This is a genomic window from Kordia sp. (genome assembly GCF_965224175.1).
GTDB lineage: Bacteria > Bacteroidota > Bacteroidia > Flavobacteriales > Flavobacteriaceae > Kordia.
In genome coordinates, this window is record NZ_OZ245041.1 from 3,415,360 (window position 1) to 3,438,557 (window position 23,198).

General features: G+C 32.8%; 22 protein-coding genes. 17 read left to right on the forward strand and 5 right to left on the reverse strand.

Annotated elements, in window-relative coordinates:
* Nucleotides 1-69 precede the first annotated feature (69 nt).
* The 6 genes from ACOQOS_RS14810 to ACOQOS_RS14835 all read left to right on the forward strand — a co-directional run bounded on the left by ACOQOS_RS14810 (nt 70) and on the right by ACOQOS_RS14835 (nt 7,675).
* Complete coding sequence (locus ACOQOS_RS14810) at nt 70-1,716, forward strand: LysM peptidoglycan-binding domain-containing protein (protein WP_420571243.1); 1,647 nt, start codon at nt 70-72, stop codon at nt 1,714-1,716.
* A gap of 20 nt (nt 1,717-1,736) precedes the next feature.
* Nucleotides 1,737-2,729 carry a DUF4837 family protein gene (locus ACOQOS_RS14815; RefSeq protein WP_420571244.1) on the forward strand — a complete coding sequence of 331 codons (993 nt, stop codon included), beginning with the start codon at nt 1,737-1,739 and terminating at the stop codon, nt 2,727-2,729.
* A 189-nt stretch (nt 2,730-2,918) separates the two neighbouring features.
* A complete protein-coding gene (locus ACOQOS_RS14820) occupies nt 2,919-3,533 on the forward strand; it encodes a Crp/Fnr family transcriptional regulator (protein WP_420571245.1) in 615 nt (204 codons plus the stop codon).
* 79 nt (nt 3,534-3,612) lie between these two features.
* Nucleotides 3,613-4,503, forward strand: a complete 891-nt coding sequence (locus ACOQOS_RS14825; RefSeq protein WP_420571246.1) for a hypothetical protein — start codon at nt 3,613-3,615, stop codon at nt 4,501-4,503.
* Between the two features lie 49 nt (nt 4,504-4,552).
* Nucleotides 4,553-5,413 (forward strand): VOC family protein, encoded by an 861-nt coding sequence (locus ACOQOS_RS14830; protein ID WP_420571247.1) that lies wholly within the window; start codon nt 4,553-4,555, stop codon nt 5,411-5,413.
* 135 nt (nt 5,414-5,548) lie between these two features.
* A complete protein-coding gene (locus ACOQOS_RS14835) occupies nt 5,549-7,675 on the forward strand; it encodes a Tex family protein (protein WP_420571248.1) in 2,127 nt (708 codons plus the stop codon).
* On the opposite strand, the gene ACOQOS_RS14840 is transcribed toward ACOQOS_RS14835, so the two are convergent.
* The 5 genes from ACOQOS_RS14840 to tatA form a co-directional block, all read right to left on the reverse strand.
* On the reverse strand, nt 7,672-8,304 hold the full coding sequence (locus tag ACOQOS_RS14840; protein ID WP_420571249.1) for a hypothetical protein: 633 nt from the start codon (nt 8,302-8,304) through the stop codon (nt 7,672-7,674). The genes ACOQOS_RS14835 and ACOQOS_RS14840 overlap by 4 nt on opposite strands.
* 34 nt (nt 8,305-8,338) lie before the next feature.
* Nucleotides 8,339-9,193 (reverse strand): acyl-CoA thioester hydrolase/BAAT C-terminal domain-containing protein, encoded by an 855-nt coding sequence (locus ACOQOS_RS14845; RefSeq protein WP_420571250.1) that lies wholly within the window; start codon nt 9,191-9,193, stop codon nt 8,339-8,341.
* 66 nt (nt 9,194-9,259) lie between these two features.
* Entirely contained in the window at nt 9,260-9,742 is a 483-nt protein-coding gene (locus tag ACOQOS_RS14850) for a Crp/Fnr family transcriptional regulator (RefSeq protein ID WP_420571251.1), read from the reverse strand.
* Nucleotides 9,743-9,835: 93 nt separating this feature from the next.
* Nucleotides 9,836-10,294 carry a hypothetical protein gene (locus ACOQOS_RS14855; RefSeq protein WP_420571252.1) on the reverse strand — a complete coding sequence of 153 codons (459 nt, stop codon included), beginning with the start codon at nt 10,292-10,294 and terminating at the stop codon, nt 9,836-9,838.
* 118 nt (nt 10,295-10,412) lie between these two features.
* Nucleotides 10,413-10,598: a twin-arginine translocase TatA/TatE family subunit gene (tatA, locus tag ACOQOS_RS14860; protein ID WP_420571253.1), complete on the reverse strand. Its 186-nt coding sequence runs from the start codon at nt 10,596-10,598 to the stop codon at nt 10,413-10,415.
* Nucleotides 10,599-10,727: 129 nt separating this feature from the next.
* On the opposite strand from tatA, the gene ACOQOS_RS14865 reads away from it, so the two are divergent.
* The 11 genes from ACOQOS_RS14865 (at nt 10,728) to ACOQOS_RS14915 (ending at nt 23,092) form a co-directional block, all read left to right on the forward strand.
* Nucleotides 10,728-11,600 carry a M23 family metallopeptidase gene (locus ACOQOS_RS14865; RefSeq protein WP_420571254.1) on the forward strand — a complete coding sequence of 291 codons (873 nt, stop codon included), beginning with the start codon at nt 10,728-10,730 and terminating at the stop codon, nt 11,598-11,600.
* Between the two features lie 10 nt (nt 11,601-11,610).
* Nucleotides 11,611-13,110, forward strand: a complete 1,500-nt coding sequence (locus tag ACOQOS_RS14870; protein WP_420571255.1) for a GH3 auxin-responsive promoter family protein — start codon at nt 11,611-11,613, stop codon at nt 13,108-13,110.
* Between the two features lie 42 nt (nt 13,111-13,152).
* The gene (locus tag ACOQOS_RS14875) at nt 13,153-14,847 is read left to right on the forward strand and encodes a DUF6909 family protein (protein ID WP_420571256.1); all 1,695 of its coding nucleotides are present in this window, start codon (nt 13,153-13,155) and stop codon (nt 14,845-14,847) included.
* Nucleotides 14,848-14,854: 7 nt separating this feature from the next.
* On the forward strand, nt 14,855-15,937 hold the full coding sequence (locus ACOQOS_RS14880; protein WP_420571257.1) for a hypothetical protein: 1,083 nt from the start codon (nt 14,855-14,857) through the stop codon (nt 15,935-15,937).
* Nucleotides 15,930-16,949 (forward strand): dTDP-glucose 4,6-dehydratase, encoded by a 1,020-nt coding sequence (rfbB, locus tag ACOQOS_RS14885; protein WP_420571258.1) that lies wholly within the window; start codon nt 15,930-15,932, stop codon nt 16,947-16,949. The genes ACOQOS_RS14880 and rfbB overlap by 8 nt, the downstream gene beginning before the upstream one ends.
* 4 nt (nt 16,950-16,953) lie before the next feature.
* A complete protein-coding gene (rfbA, locus tag ACOQOS_RS14890; RefSeq protein ID WP_420571259.1) occupies nt 16,954-17,811 on the forward strand; it encodes a glucose-1-phosphate thymidylyltransferase RfbA in 858 nt (285 codons plus the stop codon).
* 10 nt (nt 17,812-17,821) lie between these two features.
* Entirely contained in the window at nt 17,822-18,355 is a 534-nt protein-coding gene (rfbC, locus tag ACOQOS_RS14895; protein WP_420571260.1) for a dTDP-4-dehydrorhamnose 3,5-epimerase, read from the forward strand.
* Complete coding sequence (gene rfbD, locus ACOQOS_RS14900; RefSeq protein ID WP_420571261.1) at nt 18,352-19,206, forward strand: dTDP-4-dehydrorhamnose reductase; 855 nt, start codon at nt 18,352-18,354, stop codon at nt 19,204-19,206. The genes rfbC and rfbD overlap by 4 nt, the downstream gene beginning before the upstream one ends.
* A gap of 3 nt (nt 19,207-19,209) precedes the next feature.
* Complete coding sequence (gene cysQ / locus ACOQOS_RS14905) at nt 19,210-20,007, forward strand: 3'(2'),5'-bisphosphate nucleotidase CysQ (protein WP_420571262.1); 798 nt, start codon at nt 19,210-19,212, stop codon at nt 20,005-20,007.
* A 217-nt stretch (nt 20,008-20,224) separates the two neighbouring features.
* Nucleotides 20,225-21,688, forward strand: a complete 1,464-nt coding sequence (locus tag ACOQOS_RS14910; RefSeq protein WP_420571263.1) for an MBOAT family O-acyltransferase — start codon at nt 20,225-20,227, stop codon at nt 21,686-21,688.
* 3 nt (nt 21,689-21,691) lie between these two features.
* Entirely contained in the window at nt 21,692-23,092 is a 1,401-nt protein-coding gene (locus tag ACOQOS_RS14915) for a hypothetical protein (RefSeq protein WP_420571264.1), read from the forward strand.
* The last annotated feature ends 106 nt before the right edge of the window (nt 23,093-23,198 follow it).

Below are 23,198 nucleotides of genomic sequence, written 5' to 3' on the forward strand. Positions count from 1 at the left end.
AATGATAAAAAAATTATATCGAGAACAGCTCAGAAAATAGTGAGATCATTACAAAAAGACACACAATAAATGAAACATCTCTTAAGCATATTATTTTTATTACTGGCCTTTGTGGGAATTGCCCAAGAAGATGAAAAGAAACCAGCCGTAAAAAAACCTGCGTTCAAAATAGTAAAAGACACGATCATTCTTGATGGTAAAAAAACTGTTATGACAGATACGATTTATTTTGATACAAAAAACGAAATAAAACGAACCACAGATGATATACTTCCAGAATTAGACAGTACAAAAATAGCCTTAGACGGTCAAAAAATACTCACCAAAGTCAATGAAAGCTATGATTTAAGAGACAACAAAATGGCAGCCAAAATAGACAGTCTTTGGTTGCGAGAATTAGGCGGATCAGATTTGTTTGATACTATTCACAATGAAATCACCGAACTTAAATACGATCCTGTTGTTTTTCAAGACTTACCAACTGATACGCTCAAAGCACGTTTAGAACGGCTCAATGCAAAAACACCGTTTAACATAGCGTACAATCCGTCATTAGAAAGTGTAATTCGTAGATTCTTAAAAAGACGAAAAAAATCGATGGAACGGTTGATGAAAATCAGTCAATACTACTTTCCAATGTTTGAACAAGAATTGGACAACTACGACATTCCATTAGAAGTAAAATATTTAGCCATTGTAGAATCGGCATTAAACCCAAGAGCACGTTCGCGAGTTGGAGCAACAGGCTTATGGCAATTTATGTATCAAACAGGAAAACAATACGATTTAAACGTAAACTCATATGTAGACGATCGTAGTGATCCTATAAAATCAACCAAAGCAGCATGCCAATACTTAGCCAGTTTATACAAAATATTTGGTGATTGGGATTTAGCATTAGCAGCTTATAACTCTGGACCAGGAAATGTTTCAAAAGCTATAAGACGTTCTGGCGGTTACGAAAACTACTGGAATATTCGTTCAAACTTACCACGCGAAACAGCAGGATATTTACCAGCGTTTTTAGCAACAATGTACATCTTTGAATATGCTGACGAACACGGTTTTCAAGTAGATAAAATAGAAGTTCCGCACTTTGCCACAGATACCATTCATGTAAAGCAATTGCTTACTTTCGATCAAATATCTGAAGTTCTTAATGTAAAAGTAGAAGACTTACAATTTTTCAATCCATCATACAAACTGGATATTATTCCACACATCAAAGGAAGAGAATATACCTTGCGCTTACCAGTACAAGATATTGGAAGATTTGTAAATAATGAAGAAGCCATTTATGGATTAGCAAAAGAAGAACTTGCAAAACGAGAAAAACCATTGCCTCAACTCTTTGAGATGAACAAGCGTACACGATATCGTGTAAAAAGTGGTGACTACTTAGGAAAAATTGCGCGCCGATTTGGTGTTCGTGTAAGTGATTTAAAACGTTGGAATGGATTGCGATCTAATCGATTGCGTATTGGACAACGCTTGACTGTATATCCGAAAAAACCAGGATTTGCGACCAAAAAACCTTCCAAAAAGAAAAAAAATACAGGAAATGCAAAAACCTACATTGTCAAGTCTGGCGACTCTTTGTGGAGTATTGCTCAAAAATTCCCAGGAGTTTCTGTAAAGAATATTAAAAAATGGAATGATATTAGTGGTAACAAACTAAAACCTGGAATGACTTTACAGGTTTCAAAAAACAAATAAAAAACTAAAACCCATCACACGTGAAAAAATTATACACATTGCTATTACTTTGTACACTAGCTTTATTTTCTTCTTGTGAAGATCCAAAAGACAAAGAAACAGCCGAACAATTTTTGCCATTATCAGCTGGAAAAGTAAACTTACTGGCAGTTGTTATTGATCTTGAACAATGGCAAGGAAAAGTAGGAGACAGCATACGAAGTATTTATGGCGCTCCAACAGATGGTTTGGCAATGGAAGAACCAATATTCTCGCTGAAGCAATTAAATCCTGAAGTTTTTAAAGACCCAATTACACAATACAGAAGTGTATTGATGATAAAAAAATCTGATAAAAAACAATACAAAGTTCGTGGGAACGTGTATTCAAAACCACAAAAAATAATTTTCATTGGTGGAACAGACGACGAAATCATTGAACAATTAAAAGAAAACCAAAAAGAATCAGTTCGTATTTTTAAAGACAATGAATTACTTTCAAAACAGCAATTCATCAAAGGATCTTTAAACAGAGATGAAACACTACAAGAAACTTTTGGTGTTACGTTAAACATTCCTTCTGTATACAAAATGGTAAAAAAGGAAGATAACTTTGTTTGGTTTGAGCGTAAAGTAGCAAAAGGAACAATGAATGTCATAGCATATACTTTGCCTTATGGAAGCATTCCTAAAAACGATAAAACGATTGATGCCATTATAAAAATGCGCGATTCTATTGGTGAAGCCTATGTGCCAGGAAGAGATCCTGAAACGATGTATATGATTACAGAAAAAGCCTATGCTCCTTACTTATATAATGCTACCGTAGACAACAAACCTGCGTTAGAAACCAAAGGAAGATGGGAAGTAAAAAACTTCTTAATGGGCGGACCATTTATCAACTACATTGTTGAAGACGAAGAACACAATCGCTTAATGGTGGTTGAAGGATTTACCTTTGCACCATCGGAAGACAAAAGAGATTTTATGTTTGAAATAGAGGCAATTTTAAAATCCTTGAAAATTCAAAAATAACACTCACAATCATACACAATATACAAAGCATGCAAGATAATTTTTGCGTGCTTTTTTTGTATTATTTTTTCGCTTTCGCGGGAACATACTCAATAATAGTTATATTATAAACAGCCTATCTTTTTATCAAAAATAGGAAAGCATATCTAGAATTTTAATTGTAAATTATTCGCATAAAAGTATATAACAATGTTAGCTGATTTTATACAGAAACTAGGCATTACAGAACCTGAATTGCAAAAAGAACTCGAAGAAACATCTTATATTACTTCGCACCAAAAAGGAGCGTACATTATAAAAAATAACGAGTACATTAAAGTATTAAAAATTGTACTAAAAGGAAAAGTAAGAGTCTACCAAGAACATGAAGATCGCGAAATACTCATCTATTATTTGAATGATATGGAAACATGTACATTATCATTATCAGCTTGTTTTGAAGATTGTCAAAGTACTGTAAATGCTATTGTTGAAGAAGAATGTACAATTTTAAACATTCCTGTACGATTTGTAAGAGATTGGAATTTTAGCTACAAATCTTGGAATATGTTTACAACTAAAACCTTTAGAGAAAGTTATAATCATTTAATAAATCAATATGCAAATTTGGCATTTCAACCTCTAAAAGATAGGTTATTTGATTATCTACTATCTAAATCAGAAGATGGAATTGTGAAAAAATCACATCAACAACTAGCAAGAGAATTAGGTACTACACGTGAAGTTATTTCCAGACTTCTCAAAACTCTTGAAAAAAACAACAAGCTTTCCTTAGGACAAAAAGAAATCATCATTTTAGACTAAAAAATACACTTGTAACAAAAGTCACAGGTAATTCCTATTGAAGCAGCTTTTCTTTGTACAGAATTTAAAAACAATTACAATGAAAAGTATAAAAATCACTATGATAGCTCTTATAATTACACTATCATTTACGGCTTGTTCAGGACAAACAAATAGCGAAAAAGAACCGATTCAAGCATACATACAACACGCGCCAACAACACATCATGAAGTCGCATTAGAAGTACTAAAAGCAAGTAAAGAATGGATTTTACAATTCAATACTGGAAATGCAAAAGCTTGCGTAGATCGATACGATAAAAATGCAGTAATGAGTGCTATGCCGTTTGGTGTAAAAAACGGAATCAAAGAAATTTCAGAATTCTGGACACCTTTTATGGAATCAGGTGCAACGAATTTAGTATACACAAATGTTCGTATTGAAGTAGTGAACGAAACTACCGTTTTTTTATCGGCAAACTGGAGTATGAATGTTGGAGAAGGAGTTATTTACCAAGAAAAATGGGAGAAAAAAAATGGAGAATGGTTGTACACTTATGACAATTTTGAAGTACTAAAACAGTACGAAACTCCAAGAAAAAACAATACCAATCCTGTAGCGAGCCATGAAGCATTAGAAGAAGTGATCAAAGCTTCTATAAAATGGACGACAGGTTTTAATACAGGAAACGGTACTATTTGTGGAAATGGATATTCAGAAAACGCAACTATGAATGCCGTTCCTTTTGCTTCCATCAATGGAAAAAAAGGGATTAAAGATTTTTGGACAAAACTCATCAAAGATGGCGCAACAAATTTAACCTATCACAATCCAACATTTCAAGCAATTACAAACAACACTGCTACATTATCGGCATCATGGAGTATGAATATTGGAGAAGGTAAAATCTATCAAGAAAAATGGGAAAAGAAAGGAAACGAATGGGTATTAACTTATGACGAATTTCAAGTATTAAAACAGTATAAATAATTTAACTCATAGGCTGTTCGATAAAGATTGAACAGTCTTATCTTTACATATGAACATACAAAACTTTACCTTACAGATATTTCAACCAGAAAAAACACTCGCTTTTTATACAAATGTTTTGGGATTTAGAGTAAAAGAAACATTTACCTCAAAAGCATCAACCTATTACAATTTGTATTTAAATGACAGTATATGCCACCTTCAACTCAAACATACGCCGTCACTTGAAAAAATGAACTATCAACAAATGCCAACGGACAACTATTGGAAATACAGTATATTTGTAGATGATATTCAGAAAGCGTACAAAGAATTACAACAACAGCAATATCAAATTAATGAACCATTTCAATTTGGAGATATTGGGTATTTAGCACATACAACCGATGTGGAAAACCATCAGATAGAATTCATACAAAAAACCTTCAAACAAAATTCGCCAACAACAAAAGATGCAGTAGCTTTCAAAGAAAACTCATCAGTCTTAGGTTTGCTCACCATACGCACCAAAGATCCTCTAAAAAGTATTGCGTTTTATGAAAACATACTTGATCTTAAATTATATGTGCGTATGTATGTAAATAGGGGAAAAGGTTTTACACTTTATTTTCTAGCGGATAAAAATTTACAAGCTCCAAACGCTGATATTGACGCTATCGAAAATCGAGAATGGATGTATCAACAACAACACTTATTTGTTGAAATTCAACACTATTGGAATAGCGAATACGATTCAGAATTCATGCTAAACTCAGGAGCTAAGAATGGTTTGCAACAGATCAATTTTTCTGGAAATAATGCAGTACTAAAAGAAAAATTAACGACAAATATGATTGCGTTTCGCGAAGAAACAACAGCCATTGTATTTGAAACACCTGACAAACACGTAATTTCATGTGAAAATATATAAAAACTCTTGTGACTAAGAACTTGATTGTAGATGAATACAGAAATAATCTTTTATTCAATCAAACTAAAAAACTAAATTGCGTTTCCAAAAATAATTTTTCAATTATTGAATCCTTCAATCTTTCAATAAAAAAATATGACGCAACTTCAATACATACAATCACAACTTTCATTACCAGAAAAAAGTATTCTCAAAACCATCGAATTACTAAATGAAGATTGTACAATTCCGTTTATTTCTCGATACAGAAAAGAAATGACAGGAAACCTAGATGAAGTTCAAATAGGAGAAATTGTAAAATTAAAAATAGCATTTGAAGAGTTAGAAAAACGCCGTGAAGCAATTATAAAAGCGATCACAGAACAAGATGCTTTGACGCCAAAATTGCAAGAAAAAATAGCGCAAGCCAAAACTTTAATAGCGTTAGAGGATTTATACTTACCATACAAGAAAAAGCGCAAAACAAAAGCGTCTATTGCCAAAGAAAACGGATTGGAGCCACTGGCAAAAATCATCATGAAACAACAACATGAAGACGTAACCTATGCTGCAAATCGTTTTGTAAAAGGAGATGTAGTTTCTGCAGAAAAAGCTATAGAAGGCGCACGACACATTATTGCAGAGTGGATTAACGAAAACGAATACGTTAGAAACAAAATAAGACGTCTCTATCAACGAAAAGCAACAATTACCACCAAAGTAGTCAAAACAAAAAAAGACGACGAAAGCGCGCAAAAATATAAGCAATACTTTGATTGGAGCGAATCTCTTCACAGAACGCCTTCACATAGATTACTAGCGATGCTGCGTGCCGAAAACGAAGGATTCATCAAACTAAAAGTAGCTGTAGACAAAGACGAAGCACTCGATATCATTGACGGACTTATCATTAAAACAGATGTTACTTCCTGCACCGATCAAATATTCATTGCCATTGAAGACGCATACAAACGTTTGCTTTCGCCAGCCATTGTCAATGAAGTTATGAATGATGTAAAAGCCAAAGCAGATGCAACTGCAATTGCTGTTTTTGCAGACAACTTAAAACAACTATTATTAGGAGCGCCATTAGGTCAAAAACGTGTCTTAGCGCTCGATCCAGGATTTAAATCGGGTTGTAAAGTAGTCTGTTTGGATGAAAAAGGCGATTTATTGCATAATGAAAACATATATCCACATCCGCCGCAGCGAGAAACATCACAAGCGAGTAAAAAAATACGTTCGTTAGTAAATGCGTATAAAATTCAGGCAATTGCTATTGGAAACGGAACAGCTTCACGCGAAACGGAATTCTTCATCAAAAAGATTCAATTTGATCGCGATTTACAAGTTTTTATTGTGAATGAAGCTGGCGCGTCTGTATATTCGGCTTCTAAAATTGCTCGTGCCGAATTTCCAAACTATGATGTCACTGTTCGCGGAGCAGTTTCTATTGGTAGAAGATTGAAAGATCCATTAGCCGAATTGGTAAAAATAGATCCGAAAGCCATTGGTGTTGGACAATATCAACACGATGTCGATCAAACAAAACTTAAAAACGAATTGGATACAGTTGTCATGAGTTGTGTAAATGCGGTTGGTGTCAACGTAAACACTGCAAGTAGTGCATTGCTAAGTTATGTATCTGGAATTGGTGCAAATTTGGCAGAAAATGTAGTGAAATACAGAACCGAAAACGGAAAAATTGATTCGCGCAGTAGTTTAAAAAAAGTACCAAGATTAGGTCCAAAAGCATTTCAACAAGCAGCTGCATTTTTGCGAATAACAGATGCCAAACATCCATTAGACAACTCTACAGTACATCCAGAAAGTTATCATATCGTAGAAAAAATGGCAAAAGACGCGAAGATTTCTGTTGATGAACTCATAGGAAACAAAGCAATTTTAAGTAAAATCAATCTTTCAAGTTATTGTACTGAAACCATTGGTTTGCCAACCTTAAACGATATCATCAAAGAATTGGAAAAACCTGGAATTGATCCACGAAAAGCGGCAAAGCTCTTTGAATTTGACCCGAATGTAAAAACCATTTCCGATGTAAAAGTTGGAATGTCTTTGCCAGGAATCGTCAACAACATTACCAATTTTGGTTGTTTTGTAGATATTGGAATCAAAGAAAGTGGTTTGGTACACATTTCTAAACTGGCAAACGAATTTATCAGTGATGTCAATTCGGTCGTAAAACTACACCAACACGTTACAGTCACGGTTGTTGAGGTTGATGAAGCGCGTAAACGAATTCAGTTGTCTATGATTGATTAGTTTTTAACTTTTTCAACAATATCTTCATAAATATCCATCATGTAAAAACCGCCAGATTCTACAAAATACATCCTGTGTTCTTCTAAAATAAGTTCGTGTGGCGCTTTACTAATGTAGGTCCAAACAGAACTTTTTCCTTTAGAATTTTTCAACATTTCATACACTGTTGTTGCGCTTTCGGGAGTTTTAAACACATACTCTTCAACGGTAACTCTTGGATATGTATTTCCGTTAGGTTTCATCGGTTTCGTTCCTTTCAAAAATGCTTTCCGTACTTCATGAAGTTCCTTCTTAAAAACAGTAATATTTACAGATTTAATCGTGTCTTTAAGTTTTAAAATACGTTGTAAACGTCCAAAAAGGACAGCTTTTTCTGTTGAAACAATTTCTAAACTCTTCAATTGATAATGATGTTCTAAGGCTATCAATCTGGAAATTTTCCTCTTCAATTTAGAATTGAGATTTATCTTTTTTTCAATAGGACTTTCGTCAGAATTTACTTTTTGTGAAACCGTATCTTTTGAAACTTCTTGTTGCTGTGCTTTCTCAGAAATTGTCTTAACTTTCTGTTTACAAGCAAAAAATAATAGCGATAAAATCGTGAAAAGGAAAAATAAACGTGTTTTCATAACATGAATTTATGAAATAACATGAATACTTTGACTATTTTTCTACAGGAAATTTATGTTTCAAAAAATTGAACACCAATTCAAAATGTTGCAATGGAGCCGCATGCGAACCTACAATAGCAACATGTTCCGTATAATATTTGAAATTGTGTTCTTTCAATCTGTTCATCATTTTAGTACACATAGGCGTTGTTGGCGCTATTTCATCTTCGGTAGCAGAAATGAATAAAATAGGAGCTTGTATTTTTTCCACTTGAATCAAAGCTTTTTTTTCCGCAGCTTTATCTTGCAACATCGCTTCAAAAGTTCCACGTAAATCACGTTTCATCAAAAAAGGAACTGCAGCTTCATTTACAGGAATAAATGGCAATTCGGCAGCATTATAGGTCCAAGTTGAGGTTGTAAAATGACTGGTATTTCCAGGAAATACTGCATGACTTGGCACAATTCCCACAACACAATCAATGTCGTCATAATAACTTGCAACTAACAAAGCCAAATCGCCACCACGAGAACCGCCAACAATTGCAATGCGAGTTGCGTTTACCTGTGTATGCTCTGTGGCTTTTAAAATGGCATTATGAATGTCTTCAAGTGCAATTTTTTCCAAAAGTTTTGGCGTTCCTTGCGCATTAAAATAACCAAGAGCTAAAAACGCATAGCCTTTTTCAATAAATTGATCTCTGGTTTTTTTCCAATAATCGCTTGTCCACGCATTTCCGCCTTCCGATCCGCCAAGGCCGACAATTAAAGGTTGGTTTTCGCCTTTTCCAAGATATAAAACAGCTTCTGTATTTTTGGTATCTAGTGTTTCTTGTGCATAAATTGTTGAGGTAATACTGAAGAAAAATAAAAATAGTGTAAAGGGTATTTTTTTTGATAAAATCATAGTTATTTGCTTTTGAAACAAAGTAACTTCATCTCAAATTCAAAACTTTTGACATATATCAAATAATCATTTTTCAGCACGAATTCTACTCAAAGTTTCTTGAGTAATTCCAATATAAGAAGCGACCATTCCAAGTGGAATGCGATGATAGATATTATGATAGGTTTCTATAAAATGTGCATATTTTTCTTTGGCAGAAGCAAAACGCATAGAGGTAATTCGTTCCATTAAATGTCCAAAAACAGTTCCCATAGAAAGTCGTGCGTAACGTTCCATTTCTGGAAAATGATCAAACAAATACACCAAATCGTGTACATGTAATGAAAAAGCTTCTGTTGTTTCAATGGCGTCAATATAATAGATGTCTTTTTTTTGCTGCATAAAGCTTTTCGGAGAATTCATCCACTCGTTTGTACTACAAAAGTATTCGCTCACTTCTTTTCCATCTTTCAAAAAATACGTGCGTAAAATTCCTTTTCTAATAAAGTAACTTTTGGTAGAAACTTGATTGGCATCCAAGACAAGTTCGCCTTTCTTAAAGGTTATCACATGCAATCGATCTTTCAGTTCAGCTTTCAGTGCATCAGAAAGTTTGATATACTGTTCAAAATGTTCAAAAATGTTTTCGGTAGTTTCGATAGCTTATAGTGTTTTTTCAATAAGTTCTTCTAACAAACTTATTCCTTTTTGATCTAGATTTTCAACAAGTTGCTCTGTCGATTTTCCTTCTCCATCTCGAAAAGTTACGGTAGCAGTTTCTCCACGTAATATAATATTTTCGATTTTAGAAATAGGAAGTGTAAACTTTTCACCAATTTCTCTTTTTAGATACTTATATGCAGTGAAAGCTAAGACCAATATTCCAAAAATTAGTGAGAATTTAATCTTAGTATGCTCAAACTGAAATATAAAAAGGAAAACAGCAATTACGATGAGTATAAAAGGAATGAATTTCATTCGAAATTGTCTAAACGTATTTTGTTTTTGAATTCCTTTTTCTTCCAGACCTTCAATTTCTGACCAATTTCCAGTATTTGTAAAATACAGATTTTCAGCATCTACATTTACAAAACCATATTTATATTTAAACCATTCTTTCACTGATTGAGAGTTTTTGATATTTCTTTAATCTGTTTGTTAAAACTTTAAAAAGTTACAAAAAACAAAAAATCCACACTAATTACAGTATGGATTTGTATTCTTTATATGAAATAGAAAACTATTCTTTCTCTACTTTCTTTGTTTCGTCATCTTTTGTAGCGTCTTTGAATTCTTTTATTCCGCTACCTAAACCACGCATTAATTCTGGAATCTTTCTTCCTCCAAATAAAAGTAATACTACAACTACGATCAAGATAATTGAATATCCTCCTGGAATTGCTAAAAACATACTTAATGACATCATAATGATTAAAATTTAAGTTACAAAGGTAAAAATAAATAGATATCTAGCCGTAAAGAAGCATAAAAAAAACACTTCGATACAATTTATTCCTAATATTTTTCTTTTAAGTTTGTAGAGTACATTAAAATCATGGCAAAAGAAAACCGAAAAAAACGACAACTCAAAAAAAAGCTTTTACACAAGTATCGTTTGGTCATTCTCAATGAAGATACCTTTGAAGAACGTATATCTTTTAAACTCACACGTTTAAATGTATTTGTGTTAGTCACGTTTTCCGTGATTCTTCTCATTGTACTCACTACGTTTTTAATTGCATTTACGTCGTTACGCGAGTACATTCCAGGATATTCTTCTACAGCTTTAAAACAAAAAGCTATTGAACTTAATGAACAGATTGACTCTTTAAAGCAAGTTTCGCGAAGAGACTCTGTGTATTTAAGTTCTATTCGTAATGTCCTTACGGGAGAAATAAAAAGCGAAAGTATCAATAAGGATTCCTTATACAAATCGTTTGAAATTGATCCTGACGAAGTCGATTTAACACCAAGCAAACAAGATTCGTTACTACGAGAAGAAGTAGCACAAGAAGACAAATACAATTTATTTGAAACCGCAACATCCAAAGTGAATTTTGTCTTGTTTCCGCCTGTAAAAGGTGAAATCACTCAAAAATACAATCCAAAAGAAAAACATTTTGCCGTAGATGTCGTCGTACCAAAAGATACACCTGTAAAAGCAACTGCAGACGGAATGGTTATTTTTTCTGAATGGACAGCAGCCACAGGATATGTTATTATCATTGAACATTCCAACAATTTAGTATCTGTGTACAAACACAATGCTTCTTTAACCAAAGAACAAGGTGATTTAGTGACAGCTGGTGAAGTGATTGCTATTGTTGGAAATACTGGCGATTTGACTACTGGACCGCATTTACATTTTGAACTTTGGAGCGAAGGATATTCTATTGATCCAACATCAATTATTGATTTTAAATTGTGATTCAAGTTGTATGAAATCATTAAAAGCACTCTTAGCAAAACCATTTGCACGTCGCATTCAAAAAAAAGTATCGAAATGGGCAAACAATCCATTAGAAACACAAGAAAAAGTATTTAAAAAACTGATTAAAGAAGCTGCACAGACTGCTTTTGGAAAAGATCATGATTTTAAAAACATACAAACGCATGACGATTTTACAAAACGTGTACCTGTTCGAGATTATGAAGGTTTACGCTTGTATGTAGATAGAGTAGTAGCTGGCGAAAACGATATTCTTTGGAAAGGAAAACCTTTGTATTTTGCCAAAACTTCAGGAACTACTTCAGGTGCAAAATATATTCCTATTACTAAAGAATCAATGCCAACACATGTAGAAGCTGCTCGAAATGCAATTCTACTTTATATAGCGGAAACAGGAAATACCAAATTTGTAGACGGAAAAATGATCTTTTTACAAGGAAGTCCTGTATTAGAAGAAAAAAACGGTGTAAAACTTGGACGACTTTCAGGAATTGTAGCACATTATGTGCCAGGATATTTACAAAAAAACCGAATGCCTACTTGGGAAACTAATTGTATAGAAGATTGGGAAACCAAAGTAGAAGCTATTGTAGATGAAACTTTGCCTGAAAAAATGGCCATCATCAGCGGAATTCCTTCATGGGTTCAAATGTATTTTGAACGCATTGAAGCACGTACAGGTAAAAAAATAGGTGATGTTTTTCCAGATTTCAATCTGTTTATTTTTGGAGGTGTAAACTACGAACCGTATCGAAGTAAATTTGAAAACCTCATAGGAAGAAAAGTAGATAGCATAGAATTATATCCAGCAAGTGAAGGCTTTTTTGCATTTCAAGATCAGCAGCATGACAAAGGAATGCTGTTGCAACTAAACTCTGGAATATTTTATGAATTTATCAAAGCAGATGCGTTTTTTGATGAAAATCCTACACGAATTACATTAAAAGATGTTCAACTGGGCGTAAATTACGTAATGATCATTTCTACAAATGCTGGACTTTGGGCATATAATATTGGTGATACTGTTGAATTTACTTCACTAAAACCATATAAAGTGATTGTTTCAGGGCGTATCAAACATTTTATTTCTGCTTTTGGCGAACATGTTATTGGAAAAGAAGTAGAGCACGCATTAAACGAAGCATTGCAAAATTCTGGCGCAAGCATCAACGAATTTACCGTAGCACCACAAATAAATCCATCAGAAGGTTTGCCGTATCATGAATGGCTGATAGAATTTGAACAAGAGCCAAAAAACCTTGAAGCATTTGCTGCTACAATGGATGCTTCTTTACAAAAACAAAACAGTTATTATCTTGATTTGATTACTGGGAAAGTATTACAGCCTTTAAAAATCACTAAAATTCAAAAAGACGGCTTTCAAAACTATATGAAATCGATAGGGAAATTGGGTGGACAGAATAAAATTCCTAGATTGTCTAACGATAGAAAAATTGCCGAAACGCTAACGAATTACAAAAAAGCATAGAAATATCAAATTAACTTGTATTTTTGTGCGGAAAAACCATATATGAGCAATATTAAAATACACAAAAGAACAAGAGCGCAAGAATCGTCAGGAGCTATTGAACGTTTGTACATTACCATGAGACATTTATTTAATCGTGGATTTTATAAACCAATGGGAGTTTCTGGAGAGACATTACGTCAAGCACTGTTGTTGTTGCGCCCAGAAATATATGGCTCTGTAGCCGAACAAAAAGCAGAAATAAACGGTTTGTCTTACGTAATTGACCGTTTGCCAATTGGTATTGAAGAATGCCGATTTATCAATTTAACTTCTGACGAAGGGTATAAAAATTCACATTTCAAAGTAATCATTCCACCCAAAAGACGTAGAAACTGTTACCGAATTGATGAGGAACAGATGAATATTGAAATTACACGTGGACGTTCGGAAATCTATGACATACTAACGCACTTAACGTTTCTATTTATAGAATCGCACAAAATCAGCGATCGTGTTTTAATTGGAGAAGATGGTGAAACTACGCGCGATTGGGAAAAACTGGAAGCTGCAGTTTGCAAAAAGAAAAAACTAACTCTTGCCGAAAGAGAAGTTGCTATAACGCATACGGCGAATATTTTGGGAAGAACTTTTGAAGAAATATTAGACGCGCACAAAACATTTTCTACCAAAGAAAACCCTGAGCGTTTCCTAAATATTATTTATTGGTTAGGAAAACTAGCAATCAAAGAAGTTACCAAATCAGAAAAAAGAACAATTACCTTTAGTCCTGTACTGCGTGAACGATTAGGACATCATATTCACGGAGAAGCCTGGGCAAATAATATCAAAAGAGTATTAAAAGAAAACAATTTATTGCATAGACCTATTCATATCATTAGTGCCAATATGCATAGTGTGATGAATTCTATATTTGCACCAAAATTGTTACAAAAACAACTCAATACTACGGACGAATTTGACATTTTTGAAGCCTTAAGTACTTCTGGTAATGACAAACTTCGTACTAAAGTAGAGAAAGAAGCACTGAAAAAAGGAATGATTTATATTGAAGATGAATCAGGAACGAATATTCATGTGCAAATTTTTGATACTGCTAAAATAGATTTCAAAAAGACAACCTATACATGTTGTGCTGATAATGACGATGAAAAACCTGTTTTATTTGTGATGGATTATGCGTTTGGAGAACAAGCGTACGAAACCATTGATGAGTTTTTAAAACCATATACAAACAAAGACAAAACGGAAAAAGAATATCTAAATGTGGCTTCACTTTCCATCATGGGAAAAGCAGGAATCTTAGAAGGAGGAAAAGGAGATATTATGATTCCATCAGCACATATTTTTGAAGGAACAGCAGATAACTATCCTTTTCAAAACGAATTGCAAAAAGAAGACTTAGAAGGTCATGGATTGCAAGTATTTGAAGGTTCTATGATTACAGTGTTAGGAACTTCACTCCAAAACAAAGACATTCTAAAGTTTTTCCACGATTCTACTTGGAATGTAATTGGTTTAGAAATGGAAGGAGCACACTATCAAAAAGCAATTCAATCGGCTTCTAAAATTAGAAGGAGCATTTCAGAAGACGTGAAAGTGCGTTATGCATACTACGCTTCAGATAATCCTTTAGAAACAGGAAGCACATTAGCTTCAGGCGGATTGGGAACAACAGGCGTAAAACCTACTTACTTAATAACAAGAAAAATATTAGAACAACTATTTAACAACTAATAAGAATATGAGCGAAAATATTCAGAATACACCACATAACCAACCTGAAAAATCTACTGAAATAGATTTAGGAGAGTTATTTAGAATGATAGGAAAAGTGATAAATCGCTTTTTTGCCTTTCTTAGAAATACATTATTATTTATCCTTGATTTGCTAATTAGAGCGCTAATTATAGTTAGAGTTCACATTGTAAAATTTGCTATCGTAGGAATACTAAGTGTAGCTGTTGGATGGTTTTTTGATTCTAGACAACCTAAAGTATTTGGTTCTAATCTTGTAGTAGAAACTAACTACGGAAGTGCAAGACAATTATATTCAAATATCAAATACTACAATGCGCTAGCATTAGAAGGTGATAGTACAAAATTAGGAAAAATCTTTGGAATAACTCCTAACAAAGCAAGAGGTTTAAGAGGGTTTTACATTGAGCCAGATGTTACCGAAAATGAAATGTTGAGTGCTTATGATGAATTCATGAGAAAATCTGATACAACGATTATAAGAAATGAAATCAACTACACTAAATTCAAAAGAAATGTAGATCCGTTTGAATTTAGAATCCATAAAATTGGAGTACTTGCCTACAGAAAAGACTTGTTTTTAGATTTGCAAAATGATATTCTTACGCACAATATTGACAACGATTACATAAAAAAGCAAAAAGAAGTATACCTGCAAAACCTTACAAAAAGAGAAGAATTGTTATTAGCTAAACAAGTTAATATTGATACTTTACGAAAAGTATATAACAGCTCAATTATAGCTGAAGCAAGAAAAACTACGCAAGCACAAACGCATATTCAAATGACGACTTCAAGTACGGTAAAAACAAACGAATTAGAGTTATTTGCGTTAGATGAAACGATTTCTCAAGAACTGTTGGAAATAAAACAACAAAGAGAATTAAAAAAAGAAACCATAAATGTTTTGAGTGACTTCATTGCAGGAAGACAAATTTTAAACTTTTTTGATAGTTACCGTTTTAGAATTCCAATTCTAACATTATCTATTTTATTAATATTCATCTTATTGAGAGAATTAAATTCTTACTTAAACACATATTCAGAAAACAAACGATTGAATGGCTAAAAACGTCGTACTTATTACAGGAGGAGCAGGATTTATAGGTGCAAACTATATTCCGTATTTCTTGGAGCAACACCAAGATACAACTGTTGTGAATATTGATAAACTTACGTATGCAGGAAACCTAGACAATCTTGCAGAAATAAATACTCATAAAAATTACACATTTGTAGAAGGCGATATCTGTAATAGATCTTTAATAGAAGAATTATTTGAAAAATACGATTTTAAAGCGGTTATTCACTTTGCTGCAGAATCACATGTAGACAATTCAATCAAAAATCCTGATGCGTTTATACAAACCAATATTTTTGGAACGTTTAATTTATTAGATGTTGCAAAAAAACATTGGATGGATGGGCCAAATCAAGTAAAAGAAGGTTGTGAAGATTGTAGATTTCATCATATTTCAACCGATGAGGTTTATGGAACGCTTGGAGAAACTGGTTTATTTACAGAAAGCACTTCATATGCGCCAAACAGCCCGTATAGTGCTTCCAAAGCGTCATCAGACTTTATTGTACGCAGTTATTTTCATACCTATGGAATGAACGTAGTTACGACAAATTGCTCTAATAATTACGGACCTAAACAGCATGATGAAAAGCTGATTCCAACAATTATAAGAAAAGCAATTTCTGGTGAAAACATTCCAATTTATGGTGATGGAACCAATATTCGCGATTGGTTATACGTTTTAGATCACTGTAAAGGAATTCACCTAGTATACCAAACAGGAAAAGCTGGTGAAACGTACAATATTGGTGGAAGAAACGAACGTAATAATGTCTACATCGCAAATACAATTTGTGAATTATTAGACAAATTACAACCAAAAGAAGGTTCATACAAAGAACAAATAACGTTTGTTACAGATAGACCAGGACATGATTTCCGTTATGCTATCGATGCTAGTAAAATAGAAAATGAACTAGGTTGGAAAGCAGAAGAAAATTTTGAATCAGGCATATTGAAAACAATTGAATGGTATTTAAATAAATACACAACAAAATAAAAATATGAAGGGAATAGTATTAGCCGGCGGATCAGGAACACGATTGCACCCACTTACGCTTGCAGTAAGTAAGCAATTAATGCCTGTATATGACAAACCGATGATATACTATCCTGTTTCAACACTTATAAGTGCAGGAATTCGAGAAATACTGATCATTTCTACACCACAAGATTTACCACTATTTCAAAAATTATTGGGAGATGGTAAAAAATTTGGTTGTGAATTTCATTACGAAGTGCAAGAAAACCCTAACGGATTAGCAGAAGCTTTCATTATTGGCGAAGAGTTTATTGGAGATGACAAAGTTGCTCTAATTTTGGGTGATAACATATTTTATGGATCTGGTTTAGCAAGCTTATTACAGGCAAATAACAATCCTGAAGGTGGAATTATATATGCTTATCATGTACACGATCCTGAACGTTATGGAGTCGTAGAATTTGATGAAAATGGCAATGCAATTTCGATAGAAGAAAAACCTGCACAACCAAAATCAAATTATGCAGTTCCAGGAATCTATTTCTATGATAATGAAGTGGTAGAAATTGCCAAAAATATAAAACCAAGTGGTCGTGGTGAACTCGAAATTACGGATGTAAATCGCGTATATTTAGAAAAAGGAAAACTAAGCGTAAGTATTCTCGATAGAGGAACAGCTTGGCTAGATACTGGAACATTCAACTCATTAATGCAAGCTTCACAATTTGTACAAGTCATTGAAGAACGTCAAGGACTTAAAATTGGAGCCATAGAAGAAGCTGCGTATAGAATGGGATTCATTACCAAAAAACAATTAGATGAATTAGCAAAACCATTATTAAAAAGTGGTTATGGGAAGCATCTATTAGAAATACAATAAAAATAACGTCTTGAATATTACACATACATCATTAGCAGGCTGTTTTGTCATAGAACCTCAAGTATTTGGAGATTCTAGAGGAAGCTTTATGGAAAGCTACAACGAACAAAAATTCCCAGCAAATGTACATTTTGTACAAGACAATCAATCTGTATCGCAAAAAGGCGTATTGCGTGGCTTACACTTTCAAACAGGCGAATATGCGCAAGCAAAATTAGTACGTGTCATTCGTGGAGAAGTGCTAGATGTTGCAGTAGATGTACGACCAAACTCTAGTACTTTTGGACAGCATTTCTCGATCATTTTAAATGCAGAAAATAACAAACAACTCTTCGTACCTAGAGGATTTGCACATGGTTTTGCTGTATTACAAGATGATACCATTTTTGCCTACAAATGTGATAATTTCTACAACAAAGAAGCAGAATCAGGAATTATATACAATGATTCAGACATTGCCATCGATTGGATGCTAAACGAAGATGAAATCATTCTTTCTGATAAAGACAAATTGCTTCCTAATCTGAAATCACTATCGCTATGAAAACAGTTTTAGTAACTGGCGCTAATGGTCAATTAGGACAATGTATTCAAAAAATACAAAACACACATTCAGACATCAATTTTCAATTCAAATCATCAAGCGAATTGGATATCACAGATACGCAAACGGTATATAATTACTTTTCTAATCATAATATTGATTATTGTGTAAATTGTGCTGCGTATACCAATGTAGAATTGGCTGAAAGTGAAGAGGAAAAAGCATATCTAGTAAATGCTGAAGCTGCAAAAAATCTAGCAAAAGCTTGTGCTGAACATAACGTAAAACTCGTTCATATCTCTACAGATTATGTTTTTGATGGAACGAAAACAACTCCGTATGTAGAAACAGACATTACAAATCCGATAAGCGTATATGGTGCTTCCAAATTAAAAGGTGAACAAAACATTCAAGAAATATTTGATGAATACTTTATCATTCGAACTTCTTGGTTGTATGCTGAATTTGGAAATAATTTTTACAAAACTATGCTGCGTAAAGCAGCAGAAAAGGCAAACTTAACCATAACAACAGAGCAAAAAGGAACGCCAACAAACGCAAATGATCTAGCAGAATTAATTGTGAAAATCATTCATACAAAAAACACTGACTACGGAATTTATCACTTTAGTAATGATGGTGAAGCTACTTGGTACGATTTTACCAAAGAAATCATTCAAAATTTAAACCTAGCAGAAGTCGATCAGCCATCTTTAAAACCTATAGATAGTTACAAAACCAAAGCAGCACGACCAAAAAATAGTGTATTGGACAAAACGAAAGCGCGCAACATTATTCAGACAATTTCTTGGCAAGAAAGTTTGCGTAACCTCATGAAAAATAATTTATAATTGATGAAAGAATATCTATATAGTGCCATAGAAGCTGCAGTAAATGCAGGTGCAATTATTATGGATATCTATGACAATCAAACAGTAACTGTTGAACGAAAATCAGACGATTCTCCTGTAACTATCGCAGACAAAAAGGCGAACGATTACATAGAAAGTGCGTTACAAAACACTAATATTCCTGTACTAAGCGAAGAAGGCGAACATGCAAAATTTGAAGTTCGTAAAAACTGGCAACAATGCTGGATTGTAGATCCACTTGATGGAACCAAACAATTCATCAAACGAAATGGTGAATTTACGGTGAATATCGCTTTGGTGGAAAAAGGAAAATCTCTCTTAGGAGTTATCTATATTCCTGCGACAAAATCATTATATTTTTCAATTACAGAAGAGAAAAAAGCATTTAAAATACAGCTAAAGGCACATACAATTACAAAAAGCATGATGCAAGATGCTGTAGAAATATTTGCAGCTTCTGAAAAAGATGTAGTTACTATAACATCAAGTCATTCATCCAAAAACCAAGAAGTATTAGGTTTAATAAATACGCTAGAAACAGAAGGAAAAGAGGTTAATTTAATCAAAGCAGGAAGTTCTTTAAAATTTTGCTTAATGGCAGAAGGCGCTGCTTCATATTATCCTCGTTGTGCGCCAACCATGGAATGGGATACAGCGGCAGGACATGCTATTTGCAATGCTGTAGGACTAGAAGTGTATTCTTTAGAAACCAACAAGCCACTAAAATACAACAAGGAAAACCTACTAAACCCTTGGTTTCTTGTTCGAAAAATAGGGTGATAGTTAAAATTGAAAACCCTTTCAATTACAAAAAAGGCTGGTTTTTGAAATTATAAAGTATCGGTCAATACTTTCGTTTTGTTATATATCTTTTTTCTTATATTCGCAAAGTCTTAAATGATAACAAAAAGCAGTATTTATCTTCAGTATTTACGGAAGATATTTTGTCACTTTTTGAGTTGAAAATGTTTTTAAAGCCAGGTATAAATAGACTAATATGTTTTTTAATTCATTAGATTTTGCAATTTTTTTCCCAATTGTATTTGTTCTTTATTGGTTTTTTTCAAAAAACTTACGCCAAAGAAATTTTTTCATATTAGTTGCTAGTTATTTTTTCTACGGATTTTGGAACTGGAAATTCTTATCACTTATCATTATCAGTTCTTTTGTAGACTACTTTATTGGGAAAAAGCTATTTAAAGAAGAATCTCCCAAAAAGCGAAAAGTTCTATTATACTGTAGTTTACTGGTAAATTTAGGCTTTCTAATATACTTTAAATACTTCAATTTCTTTATAGAAAGTTTTGTAGATGCATTCAGTCTATTTGGAAAAGAATTACAAATAGAAACTTTAAATATCATACTTCCAGTTGGTATAAGCTTTTACACCTTCCAAACACTTAGTTATACCATTGATATTTATAAAAAAAAGCTAGAGCCTACAAATGATATTATTGCCTTTTTTAGCTTTGTTGCCTTCTTTCCGCAATTAGTTGCTGGTCCTATAGAAAGAGCATCTCACTTACTTCCTCAATTTTTTAAGAAATATACTTTCAACTATGAGCAAGTAAAAAGTGGTATTTTATTGATGTTGTGGGGACTTTTTAAGAAAATGGTCATTGCAGATAGGCTTGCAATTGTAGTAAATGAAACCTTCAATAATGTAAATGATTACGCTGGAATAGAATTTATTATTGGAACCATTTTCTTTGCATTTCAAATTTACTGTGACTTCTCAGGATATTCAGATATAGCAATTGGAATATCTCGAACTATGGGATTTGACTTAATGAACAACTTTGAAAGACCTTATTTTTCGAAATCGATTACTGAATTCTGGCGAAGATGGCATATTTCACTGTCCACTTGGTTTAGAGACTACGTATATATTCCATTAGGAGGAAGTAGAAATGGAAAATATAGAACATACTTCAACTTATTTATGGTATTTTTTATAAGCGGAATATGGCATGGAGCTGCAATGACTTTTGTAATTTGGGGAGCAATACATGGAATTATAATCGTGTTAGAAAAAGCTACAGGAAAAGTCAGGAAAAAAACTTTTGAATCCATAAAACTAGACAAAAGAAGTTTCTTCGGTAAAATATTTTTTATTACCATCACATTTATCATTGTTTGTTTTGCATGGATCTTTTTTAGGGCAAATTCGTTAAGTGATTCTTTAATAATAATAGATCAGATATTCTCATTTGGATCTTCAGGAAAGAGTATTACTTCTGAATTAGGAATGAATCAAGTAGAATTTTATGCTTCACTATTCTTTATTTTATTTATGCTTTCTTTTGAATGGAGTCATAAAAAATGGAATTTAAGTACACTATTGCAACGACAAAATACTTTTGTAAGATGGAGTTTTTACGCAGTTTCGGCAATTGTTATAATTATTTTAGGAGTATATGGTTCTTTTAACGAATCTGAATTTATATATTTTCAATTCTAAATTATGAAAAAACTATTTTTAAAATTATTGCTATTATCAATCATAGTTTTGGCGTTACTTCAACTTGGAAATACATTTTTCAAATCTCAGGAAGGTTCTGTAAAAACTTGGAAACAATTTTATGAGAATGATAAAGAAAAGTACGATATTATCATTTCTGGAAACTCTATAGCATACTCTTCATTTATTCCTAAAGTAATGAATTCTAAATTGAGCGTAAGTACCTTCAATTTATCTAGTGCAGCAATAGGAATTGAACAAGTATATTTTAATTTTAAAGAAACCATAAAACACAACAAACCACAATTATTTATTGTAGAAGCTCATGCTTTAGATGTAATTACAGTTAATACTCCTAAAAGATTAAAATTTAACTATCAAAATATTGACGGACAAAAGTTTTCTATGAACAAACTAGAAAGTGTCTACAGTGTTTTCGATACCAAAAGCACTATGGTTGAAGCAATGCTTCCTGTAGTTCGTAACCATAACAAATGGTCTGATCTTGAATTTTTGAAGAAAAATATAAACTACACGTATCGATTCAATCCTAATCTTGGATATAAAAAGCTATCTACCAAAGGATACCGAGAAAGAATAAAAAAGACGATGGGAAAAATTCCTGAATCGTATGAAATTACAGAAGAAAACGAAACGTATTTAAAAAAGATAGTAGACTTATGTAATGAACAAAATATTAAGTTTTTATTGGTAAGAGCGCCACAAATAAAATATCAATCTAACACGGAACTTGTAAATCAGATATATAATAAAACCTCTAAGCTTTGTAAAAATTTAAATATTAGTTATTTAGATCTTAATAAAGACTACGAAAAGAATAAATTTAACGAATCAGAGTTCTATGATGCATTGCATTTAAACACAACTGGAGCTACCAAAGCCACTGATTTACTGAGTGCGGAAATACACAAGACCTTTACACTTACTGCAAACGAAAATATAGTTCGTAGCGACCCTAACTATTTCATTAAAAACAACAGCTATAAAACATTCAAAAAACTAATAGATACAACTTTTATTCCTGTTGAAGATGTACTAATTGACCAAATATATGTAAAGCACTTGCAAGATGATGAATATAGTTTTTATATCTGTTTTAATAAAAACTCTAAAAAAGATAGAATTTCCGAATACAAACTTGCACTACAATTTGTTCCTACAAAAGCAAATGTTTCCAAGCTAAGTAATAAGAAAAATAGGAAAAAAGGAAGAATTAGTTTTGGTTCTCTAACAACACCTTTAACAGAAACTTCCGATCAGTACATAAGAGTACTTGAACAGAAGAAAATAGACATTCCAGACTTTAAATCATTCATTGTTTATCTTTATAAAGACAAAGAGATTAGCAAGAAGAAGGTAATTAGAAACATAAATCTGAAATAAACTTTATAATGATTTTATTGATTCTAAACCAACGAACCACTAAAATACAACAAGAAAAATCTACTAAATCCTTGGTTTCTTGTTCGAAAAATAGGATAAAATAAAA